Below are 15,529 nucleotides of genomic sequence, written 5' to 3' on the forward strand. Positions count from 1 at the left end.
GAACGCGCATACCACCACCGTCCTACGATGGGAGAGGACAGCGCCACCACGGCGCGCATGACCAACCTACAACCATCCCTCAGCAGGAAGGAGCCTCGACGATGACTTCGGTATACAGGAAAAGCAGGGCGTTCGCACCCAAAGGGTTCTTCGAATGCGAAGGCAAAGGCCTTGAATGGCTCGGCGCGGCGCAACCCGAAGGCGGACCACGCGTCGTCAAGGTGTTCGACTGGGGCGACGACCACCTCGACATCGAACGTGTGGCCCCCTGCCCAGCGACGCCCGACGCCGCCTACCGCTTCGGCGCGGCGCTCGCGCATATGCACGACGCCGGCGCACCGTACTTCGGCTCCGCGCCGGACGGCTACGACGGCACATGCTACTTCGGTCCCTTGCAGGACCCGGTGCCGATGGACACCGGCACATGGACCGATCCGGCCACCTACCTCGCCGAAGGACGCCTGCGCCCGATGGTGCAGCTCGGCATCGAACGCGGCACACTGCGCGCGTCGGACATGAACCTGACGAACGACGTCATCGACGCACTGCCCGAACTCCTCGGACGCGCCGCCACGGACAAGCCCGCACGCGTGCACGGCGACCTGTGGAGCGGCAACGTCATGTGGACAGGCGACAGCGGACACGTCGAAGCCGTCCTCATCGACCCCGCCGCACACGGCGGCCACCGCGAGGAGGACCTCGCGATGCTCCACCTGTTCGGCATGTCCTATCTGAGCGACATCACAGCCGGATACCAATCCGTCCACCCGCTCAAAGCCGGCTACGAGGAACGTACAACACTCTGGCAGCTCTACCCGATCGCCGGACACTGCGTGTTCTTCGGCGGCGGCTACGTCAGCGAATACCGGCAGGTGTGCCGGTCACTGCTCGGCTGACGACGGCCGGCTCCAGCCGAACTCAGCTGAACGCGTCCTTGATCTTGCTGAAGAACCCCTTCTTCTGTGACGGGACCGGCTTCGAGCCCTGCGCATCGACGGAACGCTCACCGTCCTTGCGTAGCTGGCCGAATTCGTCGATGAGCTTGCGCTCGCGGTCGTTGAGCTTCGTCGGAATCTGCACGTCGATATGCACGACGAGGTCGCCGCGCGAGCCGTCGCCGTCGAGGTGCGTCACGCCGAGACCTTTGAGTTCGATCGACTGTCCCGGTTGGCATCCGTCGGGAATCTCGAGCGTCTGCGCGCCATCGAATGTGTCGATCGACGTTTCGCGGCCGAGCACGGCCCATGTCATCGGCACCGTGATCCAGCAATGCAGGTCGTCGCCGTCACGCGTGTACTGGCGGTCGCGGCGTACACGGATGTCGACGTAGAGGTCGCCTTCCTCGCCGCCGCATTCGCCGACCTCACCCTGATGGGCAAGGCGGATGCGCATGCGGTCGGCGACGCCCGCCGGGACGGGGACGCCGATCGTACGGCGTGTGGGGACGCGGCCATGGCCGTGGCACACCGTGCACGGATGCTCGATGATCGTGCCATGCCCCTCGCACCGTTCGCACGGCGCGGACGTCATCATCTGGCCGAGCATCGTGCGCACGACCTTCTGGACGTGTCCGGTGCCATGGCATTGCGGGCACGTGACAGGCGGCTTGCGGTCCTCGGAACCGGTCCCCTCGCAATGCTCGCATACACCGAACGTGCTGTATTCGAGGTCCTGTGTGCCGCCGAACACGGCCGTCTTGAGCGAAATCGCGAGGGACGCGAGCGTGTCGCGGCCCGGCTGTGTGCGTGGGACCGGCCCTTCCCCGCCCCCGCCGAACGCGCCGGTGAAGAACTGGCTGAAGATGTCGCCCATGTCGAACGCACCTGACCCGCCGAAGCCCGCGCCGCCGCCGTTCGGGCCGTTCGGGTCGACGCCCGCGTCGTACATCCTGCGCTTGTCCGGGTCGGAGAGCACCTCGTAGGCGCTGTTGACCTCCTTGAACTTGTCCTCGTATTCGGGTCCGGCGATGTCGGGATGGTATTTGCGGCTCATCTTGCGGTACGCCCGCTTGATCTCCTCTTCGGTAGCCGTGCGTTCCACGCCAAGCGTTTCGTAGTAGTCAGCCACTGCCAGGTTCCTTTTCTGTTGCTGTTGCGGTTCTTCCGGTTGATCTGCGGGTATGGTCCCGTGTCACGAGGCCATGCTGGTCTTCGACGTCCCGGTGTTGCCCAGGAACGTCGTCAGGTATTTCGCCACGGCGCGCACCGACGCCATCGTGGCCGCATAGTTCATATGCGTCGGTCCGATCGAACCGACGAACGCGATCGGCTCATGCATGCCGTCCGTTGGCGTGTCAACGCCGTCAGACGACTCGCTCGCACCGTATCCGCTTGTGACGACGGCCGCGTGGATGAGGCCGGGCGTGTTCGTCTCCGATCCGATCGCCACGCCGACGCCACGGACGTCCGGCGTCTCGCTGAGTTCGGTCATCAGATGCATGAGGACGGCGCGTTCCTCGAGCGCGTCGAACAATGGGGCGAGGTCCTGCGCGCTCGCCTGCTGGTGCGCGAGTGTCGAGACGCCCGACATGAACAGTTCATGAGTCCGTTCCTCGTCGGCCATCGATTCGAAGGCCTGGGCGAGCATATCGGGCAGTTCACGAACATCCTGCAGGTCGTCGCCGTACCGCAGCGTGCGGATGTGCGCCGCGGCGGCGCGCAGCGTCATCGACCCGCACCGTTCGTTCACGGTGTCGCTCAGCGACCGCAGATGGTCGCGCGACGGCAGCTGCGCGACCGAAAGCACATGCTGTGCGACACGCCCTGTGTCGGTGACGACGACCGCGAGGATCGAATTGGCGGAGACGGGCACGAGTTCGAGGTGCCACAGCCGTGATTTGCTCAGCGAAGGCGATGCGACGACCGCGACCTGGCCGGTGAAACGCGACAGCAGATGCGCGGCGCGCTGCAGTGTGTCCTGCAGGTTGACCGAATCGTCAAGGAACGTGTGGATCGCGCGTCGTTGCGTCTCGCTGAGCGGGACGACGGTCGCAAGTGTGTCGACGAAATAGCGGTAGCCGCGCTCGGTCGGCACACGTCCCGCAGACGTGTGCGGCTGGACGAGGTAGCCTTCCTCCTCGAGCGCGGACATGTCCTTGCGGATCGTGGCCGAGCTCACATGAAGGTCGTGGCGTGCGATGAGCGCCGCGGAACCCACGGGTTCCTGTGTGCGGATGTAATCCTCGACGACGGCGCGCAGTACCTGCATGCGACGTGTCTGGGTCATGGTCGCTCAAGCCTCCTGAACTTGGTTGCGCGTAATCGTGCATGCGCGCATCGGGGCGCACGTGCACAGCACTCATTCCATTGTATGAGCACTCTTGGTCATCGAGTGCTAGTTTTGACTCATAGAAGAAGGCGCTTGCCCTGCGCAGGCTCGTGAGGCACCATGGCACACGATACGGCCCCGTATATATACAGCACTGTGACGAACACGCCAAACCCCGCGGTTTAAGTCGGTTACGGCGGCTAGTATGTAAGGGCAATGTGAAGGGCATGCGAAAGACCGGCACAATGCCGACCTTTCGCACGCCCGAAGTATTGGAAGGAAAGTAGATCACCTATGACCGATAACACCTGGTCTGAACTGGACGAGCGCGCCATCAAGATGGCGAAGGCCCTCTCCGCCGATGCGGTGCAGAAGGCGGGCCACGGCCATCCGGGCTCCCCGATTTCGCTGGCCCCGATCGCCTACACGCTCTATCAGCGCTTCATCAAGCAGGATCCGAACGACCCGAACTGGGCCGGCCGCGACCGCTTCATCCTCTCGGGTGGCCACGCCTCGCTCACCCAGTACGTGCAGCTGTACTTCTCCGGCTACGGACTGACGCTCGATGACCTCAAGTACTTCCGCGGCGGCGCGGACACCCGTACGCCGGGACATCCGGAATACGGCCTGACCCCGGGCATCGAGATGACGACCGGCCCGCTCGGCCAGGGCGTCGCCTCCGCCGTCGGTTTCGCGTACGGCCAGCGCTACGAGCGCGGCCTGCTCGACCCGGACGCCCCGGAGGGCACCTCGCCGTTCGACCACAAGGTGTGGGTCATCTGCGGCGAAGGCGACATCGAGGAAGGCGTCTCCGGCGAAGCCTCCTCGCTCGCCGGCAATGAGCAGCTCGGCAACCTCTTCGTCATCTTCGACGCGAACCATATCCAGATCGAAGGCGAAACGAAGATCTCGCTCGACGAGGACGTCATCGCGCGTTACAAGGCCTACGGCTGGTACACCGACGAGTTCAGCTTCATCCAGCCCGACGGCTCCTACAAGGAAGACATCGAAGGCCTGACGAAGGTCCTCGAGAAGGCCGAGCAGGTCACCGACCGCCCGCACTTCATCAAGGTCGACACGCTCATCGCATGGCCGACCCCGGGCAAGACGAACGATCCGTCGTCGCACGGCTCCGCCCTCGGCGACGAGGCCGTCGCCGGCCTCAAGAAGGCCCTCGGCCTCGACCCGGAGAAGACCTTCGAGGTCGACGAAGAGGCGCTTGCCCACGCCCGCAAGGTCGCCGAGCGCGGCCTCGAGGCACACAAGGAATGGGACGAGGCTTTCGACAAGTGGGCCGCGGCGAACCCGGACAAGGCTGCGCTGTACAACCGCATCAAGAACGGCGAGCTCCCGGAGGAGTTCGACAAGGCGATCGACGACCTCGAGGCCGGTTTCGAAGCCGGTTCGAAGGTCGCGACCCGCAAGGCCTCCGGCGCCGTCCTCAACGCGATTGCGCCGATCATGCCGGAACTGTGGGGCGGCTCCGCCGACCTCGGTGGCTCGAACAACACGAACATCAAGGGCGCTGCTTCCTTCGCCCCGGCCGATGACGCCACGACCCAGTGGCCGGACTGCTCGCCGTACGGACGCCAGCTGCACTTCGGCGTGCGCGAGTTCGCGATGGGCTGCATCACGAACGGCATCCTGCTCGGTTCGGACACCCGTCCGTTCTCCGGCACGTTCTTCCAGTTCGCCGACTACATGCGCGCCGCGGTCCGCCTGTCGGCCCTCATGGAGATCCCGAACCTCTACATCTGGAGCCATGACTCCGTCGCCCTCGGCGAGGACGGCCCGACCCACCAGCCGATCGAGCACCTGAGCTCCTTCCGCGACATCCCGCAGCTCGAAGTCGTTCGTCCTGCCGATGAGTGGGAGACGGCCGAGGCCTACCGTTACTTCTTCGAGAAGAAGAACACGCTGCCGACCGCGATGGTCCTCACCCGCCAGGGTGTCCCGACGCTCGTCGAGACCGCCGAGAAGGCCAAGGAAGGCGTGCGCAAGGGCGCCTATGTGCTCTACGGCGAGGAAGGCGAGCCGGATGTGATCATCATGGCTTCCGGCTCCGAGGTCCAGTGGGCCCTCGAAGGCGCGAAGCAGCTCGCGTCCGAAGGCATCAAGGCCCGCGTCATCTCGATGGTCTCGATGGAATGGTTCGAGGAGCAGGACGACGAATACAAGGAGGAGATCCTCCCGAAGAGTGTCAAGGCCCGCGTCTCGATCGAAGCCGGCTCCGCGATGTCCTGGTACAAGTACCTCGGCACCTATGGCAAGGCGATCGCGATCGACCAGTTCGGCCTGCAGGGTGACGGCGCCCAGAACATGATCGATTTGGGCATCACCGCCGAGCACGTCGTCGAAGCCGCGAAGGCCTCGATCGAAGAAGCCCGCTGATTCATCCATGAGGGGATGTCGTCCGGCATCCCCTCCCCTTTGTGCCTATACTGATAGGCGAATGATTTTCCCCAACAACAATTAGGAGAAGCAATATGACTGCATCTACTCAGGCAATTTCCGACGCCGGCGTTTCGATCTGGCTGGACGATCTGTCCCGCACCCGCATCGAATCGGGCAACCTCGAAGAGCTCATCAAGAACGACAATGTGGTCGGTGTCACGACCAACCCGTCGATCTTCCAGAAGGCCCTGAGCCAGGTCGGCCCGTACGACGCGCAGCTCAAGGAGCTCGGCAAGGTCGATGTCGAGACCGCGATCCGCGAGCTCACGACGACCGACGTGCGCAATGCCTGCGATATCTTCAAGCCGGTCGCCGAGGCTTCCGACTACGTCAACGGCCGTGTCTCGATCGAGGTCGACCCGCGCCTCGCGCATGAGACCGAAGCCACCGAGAAGCAGGCCGAGGAACTCTGGGCCAAGGTCGACCGCAAGAACGCGATGATCAAGATCCCGGCGACCCTCGAAGGCCTCCCGGCGATCACCGCGACGCTCGCGAAGGGCATCTCCGTCAACGTCACGCTCATCTTCTCGCTCGAGCGCTACGAGCAGGTCATCGACGCCTTCATCGAGGGCATCGCCCAGGCCGCCGAGAACGGCCATGACCTTGAGCACATCGCTTCGGTCGCTTCGTTCTTCGTCTCCCGCGTGGACACCGCGGTCGACAAGCAGCTCGAGGAGATCGGCTCGCTCGAGGCCAAGGGCCTCCTGGGCAAGGCCGCCGTCGCGAACGCGCGCCTCGCGTATGAGCTCTTCGAGAAGAAGTTCGCCGAGGATCCGCGTTGGGCCGACCTCGAAGCCAAGGGTGCGAAGAAGCAGCGTCCGCTGTGGGCCTCCACCGGCACGAAGAACGCCGCCTACTCCGACGTCAAGTACGTCGACGAGCTCGTCGCGAAGGACGTCGTCAACACGATGCCTGAGAAGACGCTCATCGCCGTCGCCGACCACGGTGACGCGACGATCGGCATCACCGGCAACTATGACGAAGCGCACGACATCATGAACGACCTCGCCGAAGTCGGCGTCAACTTCAAGGATGTCACCGACAAGCTCGAGGCCGACGGCGTCGCCGCCTTCATCAAGTCCTGGGATTCGGTCCTCACCGACGTCCAGTCCGGCATCGACCGCGTCAACGCCTGAGATCATCCGGATTCCCTGAATCCGGACCGATAGCGTATATGGGGATGCCCCGGCACCTGTGCCGGGGCATCCCCATATTGCATATGTAGGAACATGGTTGGTTGGGTTTCCGGTCAGGCGTCGCGCAGCGTTTCGAGGAACCCCTCGATGCGCGCGCACGCCTCTTTGATCTGTTCCATGCTCGTCGCATAGGAGATGCGCACGAAACCTTCGCCGGACTCGCCGAATGCGGTGCCCGGCACGACCGCGACCTTCTGTTCCTCGAGGAGGCGTACACAGAATTCATCCGACATCAGTCCCGACGATGTGATGTTCGCGAAGACATAGAAGGTGCCTTTCGGAACGTTCGTCGTCAATCCCATCCGGTTGAGCCGCGCGCAGATGAGGTTGCGGCGCGCCTCGTATTCGCCGCGCATCGCTGCGATGTCCGGCATGCCGTGTTCGAGCGCCTCGATCGCCGCGTATTGCGCGGAGGTGGGCGCCGACATGATGACGAACTGGTGCACTTTCGTCAGCTGCGCGCTCAACTCCGGATTGGCGAGCAGGTAGCCGAGGCGCCAACCGGTCATCGCGAACGCCTTCGAGAACCCGTTGATGACGAGCACCTGGTCACGGATCTCGTCGAAATGCGCGGGAGAGCAGAACTCCCCGTCGAACACGAGTTCCGAATAGATCTCGTCGGATATGACGTAGATGCCGGATGCTTTGAGGATCGGCACGAGGCGCGCGTAGTCCTCACGGGTCATCACACCGCCCGTCGGGTTCGACGGGAAGTTGACGATGACGGCTTTCGTCCGCTCGGTGATCGCCTGTTCGAGGTCTTCGGGGAGCAGTTTGAAATCGTGTGCCTGCGTGAGCGGGATGCGCACGGGTACACCGCCCGCCATCAGGATCGCTGGTTCATAGGCGACGTAGTTCGGGTCGAGCACGATGACCTCATCCCCCGGTTCGATGATCGTGCGGCAGCACAGGTCGACCGCCTCCGATCCGCCGACTGTCACGAGGATCTCGGATTCGGGGTCGTAATCGATGCCGTAGCGGTTGCGGTAGTAGTTCGCGATCTGCCGGCGCAATGCGATCAGGCCGCGGTTCGCCGTGTAGTGTGTGTGCCCTTCCGCGAAGGATTCGACGGCCTTCGCGCTGATGTGCCAGGGCGTGTCGAAATCCGGTTCGCCGACGCCGAGCGAGATGACGCCTTCCATCGCGTTCGCGAGGTCGAAGTATTTGCGGATGCCGCTCGGCTTGAGCCGTTCGATTGTGCTGTTGATCGGTTTCATCAGTAGCTCACCACCAATCGCCCTTCGCCCGGCGTCGTGCGCCCGGCGCCTGTGAGCACTCCGGATTGCTTGTATTGTTTGAGCACGAACAGTGTCTTCGTGCTTTGCACGTTCTCCATGACGGCGATGCGGTCGGCGACGAACTGGCACACTTCGAACATCGTCCTGCCCTGTACAAGGCATATGAAGTCGTTGTCTCCGGTGATCAGGTACAGCGAATCGATCTCCGGGTATTTCGCGAGCAACGCCGCGGTGTGGTCGTAGCCTTTGTCCTTCATCGGCGAGACGTCGACTTCGATGAACGCCATGATGCGTTCGTCGCGCAGCACTTTGTTGTAATTGATGACCGTATGGTATCCGCAGATGATTCGCTCGTCCTCCATGCGCCGCACGGCGTCACGCACGGCGTCCGCGTCCTCGTTGAGGATGTCCGCGAGGTCCTGCGCGTTGAGCCGTGCGTCGTTCTCGAGCAGTTCGAGGATCGATTGGTCGCGTCCGCTGATGTTCGGTTCCGTCATATCCACCTGTCCTTCGCTGTCCCGTGCATCGTCATCGTGGTGTCACTGTCGATAGTAGCCGAAGAAGTCCGTCATTTTCTCGACGGCGCCTTTGAGCACTTCGACGCGCGGCAGGTAGACGACGCGGAAATGGTCGGGGTCCTTCCAATTGAAGCCGGTGCCTTGCACGATGAGCAGTTTCTCGTCGTGCAGCAGGTCGAGCGCGAACTGTTCGTCGTCGTGGATGTTGAATTTCCTCACGTCGATCTTCGGGAAGATGTAGAACGCGGCCTTCGGTTTGACGGCGGTGATGCCGTCGATCGAGTTGAGCGCCTCGTAGATGTATTCGCGCTGCTCGTAGAGGCGGCCGCCGGGAACAAGGTAGTCGTTGACGCTCTGGTGTCCGCCGAGTGCCGTCTGCACGATCGACTGCGCCGGTACATTCGAGCAGATGCGCATGTTCGTGAGCATGTCGATGCCTTCGATATAGTCCTTCGCGATCGCCTTGTTGCCCGACAGGACCATCCATCCGATGCGGTATCCGGCGATCATATGCGATTTCGACAGGCCGCTGTAGGTGACGCAGAACAGGTCGGGCGCGAGCGACGCGATCGACGTGTGCTCGAGGCCGTCCATGACGAGACGGTCGTAGATTTCGTCGGAGAAGATCATCAGCTGGTGTTCGCGCGCGAGGTCGACGATCTGTTCGAGGACTTCCTTCGGATAGAGCGCGCCCGTTGGATTGTTCGGGTTGATGATGACGATTGCCTTCGTGCGATCGGTGATCTTCGCGCGCATGTCGTCGATGTCCGGATACCATTCCGACTGTTCGTCGCAGATGTAGTGCACCGGTTTGCCGCCGGCGAGTGTGACACATGCGGTCCACAACGGGTAGTCGGGCGCCGGGAGAAGCACTTCGTCGCCGTTGTCGAGCAGCGCGCTCATGCTCAGGTTGATCAGTTCGCTCACGCCGTTGCCGGTGTACACGTCCTCGACGCCGACGTTCGGCAGATGCTTGAGCTGCGCGTACTGCATGATCGCCTTGCGCGCCGAGAACAGGCCCTTCGATGCCGAGTAGCCTTCCGTGTCGGTGAGCTGCTGCGCCATGTCGTAGACGACTTCGTCGGGTGTACGGAAACCGAACGGTGCCGGATTGCCGATGTTGAGCTTCATGACGTGCATGCCCGCCGCCTCCATGCGCGCGGCCTCGTTGACGACTGGTCCGCGTACATCGTAGAGGACGTTGTCGAGCTTATGCGATTTTGTGAACGTCCTGCGTGAACGGACGGTCGGCTGTCCTTCCGTCACACTCGACGGCACGTCGGTGAACGACGGGTCCTGTACGCTGTTGTCGAATTGCGGTTCCATGACGTGCTCCTGTCCTGTGGATGGCTGCTGCGGATGATGACGGTCTGTCGCGGACGATTGTTGTGCAATCGTCGAAGAATGTTCAATATTGGCCGCGACTGCATTGTTGTTCAATGTTGATGGCGTCGCATGTTCCGCATCACTATGCTCAATATTGATGTGTTCAATGCCCTGTTGTTCAACATTATGGTCATTAGTTTGTTCAATATAGTATGCACTATTACGTTCAATGTTGTGTTCAACCCCGCGTGCACGAGTATGTTCAACGTTCCTTTGCGCCATATGGATGGAATCGTTTCGTGCGGCAATCTTCTGCACATCGTCGAAGGTCGCCGGACACTCGTCGAACGGCACGCGCTCCCCTGCGAGCCACCGTGCGTCGACGCGGAGCACGGCGGCGAGGAAGCATTCGATCTCCGGACGTGGTTTCGTCTTCCCGTTGACGTATTGGCTCACATGGCTGCGTCCGAGCTTGACGCCGTGTTCTTCGGCCGCTTTGACGAAATCGCTCTGCCGTATGTTGCGCAGGTCCATCGCCTGGTTGAGGCGTTGCGTGAAGAGATCGGCCAAGTCCAGCTCCCGTCCTCGGATGTTCAAAACAACAACTGGGAACCAGTCTACCACGCGTTGAACACAACACACAGAACATTGAACATTATCGACGATATGATGCCGTTAGCGACGACATACGCAATCGCAGCTCAAGCATTGTTCAAAGTTTACATCTGATTCCTGATTGTTCAATATGAATACTGTATATTCAACGACACTCGTCTATGTTCAATTTACAACAATTTCTGTTCAATCCATTGGGCGACGCCATCGTCGTTGTTCGACGGGCAGACTTCGTCCGCTATTTTGAGTACGTCGGGATTCGCGTTCGCGACGGCGACACCGGTACCGCTTATCCGCATCATGTCGATGTCGACGATGTCATCGCCGAACGCCGTGACATCGGACAGGTCGGCGCCCCACCGTCCGCACAATGTCCGTGTCGCCTGTTCCTTGTTCGCGTCGGGTGCCATGAGCATCCAGAGGCGTCCTTCCGAGACGTGCACGTCGAAATCATCAGGGATGAGCGCCGCGAGCGACTTCGTCTGGTCAGGGCGCGGGAACGCGATGATCTTGTCGGCGGTCCCCTCGGGTACGTCGCGGAAATCGGTGTAGGTCCACGTCTGCGTCGTCCAGTATTTCGATACGTCGAACGTCGTGTACCGCACGTCGTCCATGACGATGCCGATCTCAAGGTCGGGGATGACATTGAGGATCGCACGGCAGACGTCGCATGCGCGCGACGAGGTGAAGCCGACCTTGAGCAACGTGTCCGCACGCGGCGGCTTCCTGCCAGTGAGCATCTCGATGTCGGAATGCGCGGGGTCGAAATCGATGAGCGCCCCGTTCAAATAGATGCACGCATCGGCGCGCAGACGGCGTACGATGTCATGTCCGGTGCTCACGGGACGTGCCGTCGCGACGGCGAACGGGATGCCCTCGTTGTGCAGACGGTCGACGGCGCGCTGGGTGCGCATCGTGAAGTCACGGTCCTCGAAGCGCGCGGCGTCATGCAGCAATGTGCCGTCAAGGTCGACGATGACGATCGGTGTTGTGGAAGGCACGGCCACTCCCCTACTGTTGTGTCCTGTACTGTTGGTGTTCGGTTGATGTTGGTGTTGGCATCCGTACGGTAACCGTCGCTGTGCGGATGCGGATATGCAGCGATCCCATGGCCTTCGCGGCCATGGGATCGGCAACGTCATTTCCCTGCGTTGGGATGCGTCATGCGGTCGGGACGAACTTCGCGATGAGCCCGAGCGCGACGACGATCGCGACCCAGACGAGGGCGATGATGACCGTCCAACGGTTCAGGTTCTTCTCCGCGACACCCGATGAGCCGGCGTTCTGCGTCAGACCGCCGCCGAACATATCGGACAGGCCGCCGCCCTTGCCCTTGTGCATAAGGATGAGCAGGGTGAGCAGCAGGCTGAGCGCGACGAGCACAATCTGCAGAATCAGCTTGACAACTGCAATACCGGACACTGGTGAACCTCCAAAACTTTTCAATTGCTTGTACCACCATAGCGCATGGTGGAGAACAAAACGACGGGTAATCTCAAAGACCTTGTGAAGATGTCGTCTTGAGCGTGAGCATGCAGATCTTCGTCAGTTCGTCGACGTCGAGCGCGGCGCCGCCGATGAGGAAACCGTCGACGTCGGGTTCGCTGATGAGTTCGACGGCGTTCTTCGACGTGACCGACCCTCCGTACAGGACGCGTACCGTCTGTGCGACATGCTCGTCGAAGGTCTGCGACAGGTGCGCGCGGAACGCCTCGGCGGCGTCCTGGGCGCTCTGCGGCGTCGCGACCATGCCGGTTCCGATCGCCCAGACGGGTTCGTACGCGATGATGAGTTTTGCGGCCTCCTCATCGGACAGGTCCCGTGTCACATCATGAACCTGCCCGACCGCGAAGTCGAGTTCGATGCCTTTGCGGCGTTCCTCGAGGCTTTCGCCGACGCACAGAATCGGCTGCATGCCTGCGGCGAGGACCGCGCGCACCTGGTCGACGATGTTCGCGTCGTCCTCGGGGTGGTATTTGCGCCGTTCGGAGTGTCCGACGATGACATAGCTGCAGCCGAGGCGTGCGAGCATGTCCGCGGAGACGTCACCGGTGAACGCGCCCTGCGATGTGACGGAGACGGTCTGCGCGCCGTAGCGGATCTTGAGGTTGTCCGCGTCGACGAGCACCTGGACGCTGCGCAGCGACGTGAACGTCGGGAAGAGCGCCACTTCGCACTTCGGGAAGTCGAACCGTTTCGATTTGAGGTTCTTCGCGAACCGTTCGACAAAGGACGTCGCCTCGAGATGGTCGAAGTTCATCTTCCAGTTGCCGGCAACCATCGGCACACGTGCTGATGCCATATCGTTCCCCTCGGACGTGATGAAGGCTTGATGATTCAAGCGCAAGGCGCGCACCGCCGTGCTTGCCGGACGGTGCGCGCCGCGCGTGGGCCGCATCGGTCGCGCCAGTGGCGCTCCGATGTCAGTCGAGGACCTTGAGGCCCGGGAGTTCCTTGCCTTCGAGGAATTCGAGGGAGGCGCCGCCACCGGTCGAGATGTGCGAGAAACCGTCCTCCGGGAAGCCGAGGTTGCGCACCGCGGCCGCCGAATCGCCACCGCCGACGATCGTGAACGCGCCGTTCGCGGTCGCGTCGACAAGCGCCTGGGCGACGGCGCGTGTGCCCGCCGCGAACTGCGGGATCTCGAACACGCCCATCGGTCCGTTCCAGACGACGGTCTTGGAATCGACGATCTTGTCGTGGAAGAGCTTGCAGGATTCCGGTCCGATGTCGAGGCCCATCATGTCGGACGGGATCTGGTCGGCCGGGACGACCTTCGGGTCGATCGGGGTGTCGCCCGCCGGGAAGCCCTTGTTGACAACGATGTCGACCGGCAGCACAAGTTCGACGCCGTTCTTCTCGGCCGTCTCGATGTAGCCCTTGACCTTGTCGATCTGGTCCTCTTCGAGGAGCGACGTGCCGACCTCATAGCCCTTGGCCTTGAGGAACGTGAACACCATGCCGCCGCCGATGACGAGACGGTCGGCCTTGTCGAGCAGGTTCTCGATGACGCCGAGCTTGTCGGAGACCTTCGAACCGCCGAGCACGACGGTGAACGGACGCTCGGGGTTCTCGGTCGCCTTCGAAAGCGCCTTGACTTCCTTCTCGACGAGCAGGCCCGCGGCGGCCGGCAGGTCGGCGGCGACATCGTAGTTGGAGCCCTGTGCGCGGTGCACGACGCCGAAGCCGTCGGAGACGAAGACGTCGCCGAGCGCGGCGATCTTCTTCGCGTACGCGGCGCGTTCGGCCTCGTCCTTGCTCGTCTCCTCGGGGTTGAAGCGGACGTTCTCGAGCAGGACGACGTCGCCGTCGTTCATCGCGGCGACCTTCTCCTGGGCGTCCGGGCCGTATGTGTCCTTCGCGAGGACGACCGGGCAGCCGAGCAGTTCGCTCAGGCGTGCGGCGACCGGGGCGAGGGAGAGCTCCGGGACGACCTTGCCCTTCGGGCGGCCGAGGTGCGCCATCAGGATGACCTTCGCGCCGTCCTTGCGCAGTTCCTCGATCGTCGGCAGGGCGGCCTTGATACGACCGTCGTCGGTGATGGTCGTGCCATCGAGCGGCACATTGAAATCAGCGCGGACGAGGACGCGCTTGCCCTTGAGATCTCCAAGATCCTTGAGTGTCTTCATATGGATTATCCTTTCTCGCCGCCGGTGTTGGCGCCGAACGGCTGCATGATCCGCCAGTTACGCATCATAGCGTCAAAAACGAACAAGCGCGGCATTCGCCGAGAGCGGCAACGCCACGCCCGTCCAACAATCATCGAAGGGCCCGGCACGATGCGGGTCCGGAAAACCGGGAGCCGGTCAGTCAGTCCGCGGCGCCCTGGGTCTTGGCGACCTTGTCAGCGAGCTGCAGCAGACGGCGGATGCGTCCCGCGACCGCGTCCTTCGTGATCGGCGGGTCGGCGAGGCGGCCGAGCTCCTCAAGGCTCGCGTCGTCGTGGTCGAGGCGCAGCTGGCCCGCGGCGCGCAGGTTCTCCGGGATGTCGTCGCCGAGAATGTCGAACGCGCGGCGCACCTTCTCACATGCTTCGGCGGCGGCTTTCGCGCTGCGGCGCATGTTCGCGTCGTCGAAGTTCGCGAGGCGGTTCGCCTTGCCGCGCGCCTCGCCGTCGGAGCGTTTGCCGGTCCACTCGCGCGCCGCATGCGGCGCGCCCATGAGGATGAGCATGCGTTCGATCGCGTCGGGGTCCTTGAGCGTGACGCGGCGCGAGCTGCGCAGCTGACGCGGCTTTGCGCTTATGCCAAGGCGGCGTGCGGCGCTCGTGAGCGCCAACGCGGTCTCATCGGTCGGGCAGATGATTTCGAGGTAGCTCGCCTTGCCCGGGTCGGACAGGCCACCATGCGCGAGGAACGCGCCACGCCATATAGCCTTGACCTGTGCGATGTTGCCGGACGTGAGCTCTTGCGGCAGTCCCATGACGGCTTGGCGTTTGTGGCGGTCAAGCAGTCCCGTTTGCAACGCGAGGGCGACGCCGCCGCGTTCGACGATCACCATGTAGCGGCGTACCGGTCCTGCGGGCGTCTGGCGCTCGACGGCGGTGAGCATCGCATCATGGCCGTACAGGTTCTTGATCGCCCGTTGGAGCCATTGCGCGGCATCGATCGTATCGAACTGCGCCTGGACGATGATGGTTCGGTCGCTTTTGCGAAGGCCGCCTCCGAAACGGAGCATGGACGTCACTTGTGCCTTCTGTGCGAGGACCATCTCCCCGTCGATTTCGGACAGCTCACGTTTGACTTCATCGAGAAGAGCCAAAGGATCCTCCTGTTGTATTGATCGTGATCGATACGGCGTGTCGCGAGTGACTACCGAGATTCCGTGATACCGAAGGTCTTGGACATCTGCGGATGTGGACGCTCATTTGACAAACCGTTGGAATTATGCTTATTTGTCCGCGTGTCGCACCCGC

The 15,529-nt window shown here is 62.7% G+C and carries 13 protein-coding genes; 3 read left to right on the forward strand and 10 right to left on the reverse strand.

Annotated features, from left to right (window positions below):
* The first annotated feature begins 101 nt into the window (after positions 1-101).
* Positions 102-896, forward strand: a complete 795-nt coding sequence (locus tag B1526_RS05695; protein WP_095615114.1) for a fructosamine kinase family protein — start codon at positions 102-104, stop codon at positions 894-896.
* A gap of 22 nt (positions 897-918) precedes the next feature.
* Here the strand turns inward: B1526_RS05695 and dnaJ are convergent, their stop codons facing one another.
* Both dnaJ and hrcA read right to left on the reverse strand, forming a co-directional pair.
* Positions 919-2,067, reverse strand: a complete 1,149-nt coding sequence (gene dnaJ, locus B1526_RS05700; RefSeq protein WP_095615115.1) for a molecular chaperone DnaJ — start codon at positions 2,065-2,067, stop codon at positions 919-921.
* A 63-nt stretch (positions 2,068-2,130) separates the two neighbouring features.
* The gene (gene hrcA / locus B1526_RS05705; protein WP_095615116.1) at positions 2,131-3,225 is read right to left on the reverse strand and encodes a heat-inducible transcriptional repressor HrcA; all 1,095 of its coding nucleotides are present in this window, start codon (positions 3,223-3,225) and stop codon (positions 2,131-2,133) included.
* Between the two features lie 336 nt (positions 3,226-3,561).
* On the opposite strand from hrcA, the gene tkt reads away from it, so the two are divergent.
* Both tkt and tal read left to right on the forward strand, forming a co-directional pair.
* Positions 3,562-5,658 carry a transketolase gene (gene tkt / locus B1526_RS05710; RefSeq protein ID WP_095615117.1) on the forward strand — a complete coding sequence of 699 codons (2,097 nt, stop codon included), beginning with the start codon at positions 3,562-3,564 and terminating at the stop codon, positions 5,656-5,658.
* Positions 5,659-5,753: 95 nt separating this feature from the next.
* On the forward strand, positions 5,754-6,857 hold the full coding sequence (tal, locus tag B1526_RS05715) for a transaldolase (protein ID WP_095615118.1): 1,104 nt from the start codon (positions 5,754-5,756) through the stop codon (positions 6,855-6,857).
* A gap of 113 nt (positions 6,858-6,970) precedes the next feature.
* Here tal and B1526_RS05720 read toward each other — a convergent pair whose 3' ends face one another.
* The 8 genes from B1526_RS05720 to whiA form a co-directional block, all read right to left on the reverse strand.
* Positions 6,971-8,134 (reverse strand): pyridoxal phosphate-dependent aminotransferase, encoded by a 1,164-nt coding sequence (locus B1526_RS05720; protein ID WP_095615119.1) that lies wholly within the window; start codon positions 8,132-8,134, stop codon positions 6,971-6,973.
* Positions 8,134-8,652 (reverse strand): Lrp/AsnC family transcriptional regulator, encoded by a 519-nt coding sequence (locus B1526_RS05725; RefSeq protein ID WP_095615120.1) that lies wholly within the window; start codon positions 8,650-8,652, stop codon positions 8,134-8,136. The genes B1526_RS05720 and B1526_RS05725 overlap by 1 nt, the downstream gene beginning before the upstream one ends.
* 42 nt (positions 8,653-8,694) lie before the next feature.
* On the reverse strand, positions 8,695-10,533 hold the full coding sequence (locus B1526_RS05730) for an aminotransferase class I/II-fold pyridoxal phosphate-dependent enzyme (RefSeq protein ID WP_407641005.1): 1,839 nt from the start codon (positions 10,531-10,533) through the stop codon (positions 8,695-8,697).
* Between the two features lie 251 nt (positions 10,534-10,784).
* Entirely contained in the window at positions 10,785-11,615 is an 831-nt protein-coding gene (locus tag B1526_RS05740) for an HAD hydrolase family protein (protein WP_235607067.1), read from the reverse strand.
* Positions 11,616-11,775: 160 nt separating this feature from the next.
* Positions 11,776-12,027, reverse strand: coding sequence for a preprotein translocase subunit SecG (secG, locus tag B1526_RS05745; protein ID WP_095615242.1), 252 nt, complete (start codon positions 12,025-12,027; stop codon positions 11,776-11,778).
* Between the two features lie 82 nt (positions 12,028-12,109).
* The gene (tpiA, locus tag B1526_RS05750) at positions 12,110-12,916 is read right to left on the reverse strand and encodes a triose-phosphate isomerase (protein WP_095615122.1); all 807 of its coding nucleotides are present in this window, start codon (positions 12,914-12,916) and stop codon (positions 12,110-12,112) included.
* Between the two features lie 121 nt (positions 12,917-13,037).
* Positions 13,038-14,243: a phosphoglycerate kinase gene (locus tag B1526_RS05755; protein ID WP_095615123.1), complete on the reverse strand. Its 1,206-nt coding sequence runs from the start codon at positions 14,241-14,243 to the stop codon at positions 13,038-13,040.
* Positions 14,244-14,424: 181 nt separating this feature from the next.
* Positions 14,425-15,375, reverse strand: coding sequence for a DNA-binding protein WhiA (gene whiA, locus B1526_RS05760; protein WP_095615124.1), 951 nt, complete (start codon positions 15,373-15,375; stop codon positions 14,425-14,427).
* Positions 15,376-15,529: the final 154 nt, after the last annotated feature.

Source organism: Bifidobacterium criceti, assembly GCF_002286935.1.
Taxonomy (GTDB): Bacteria; Actinomycetota; Actinomycetes; order Actinomycetales; family Bifidobacteriaceae; genus Bifidobacterium; species Bifidobacterium criceti.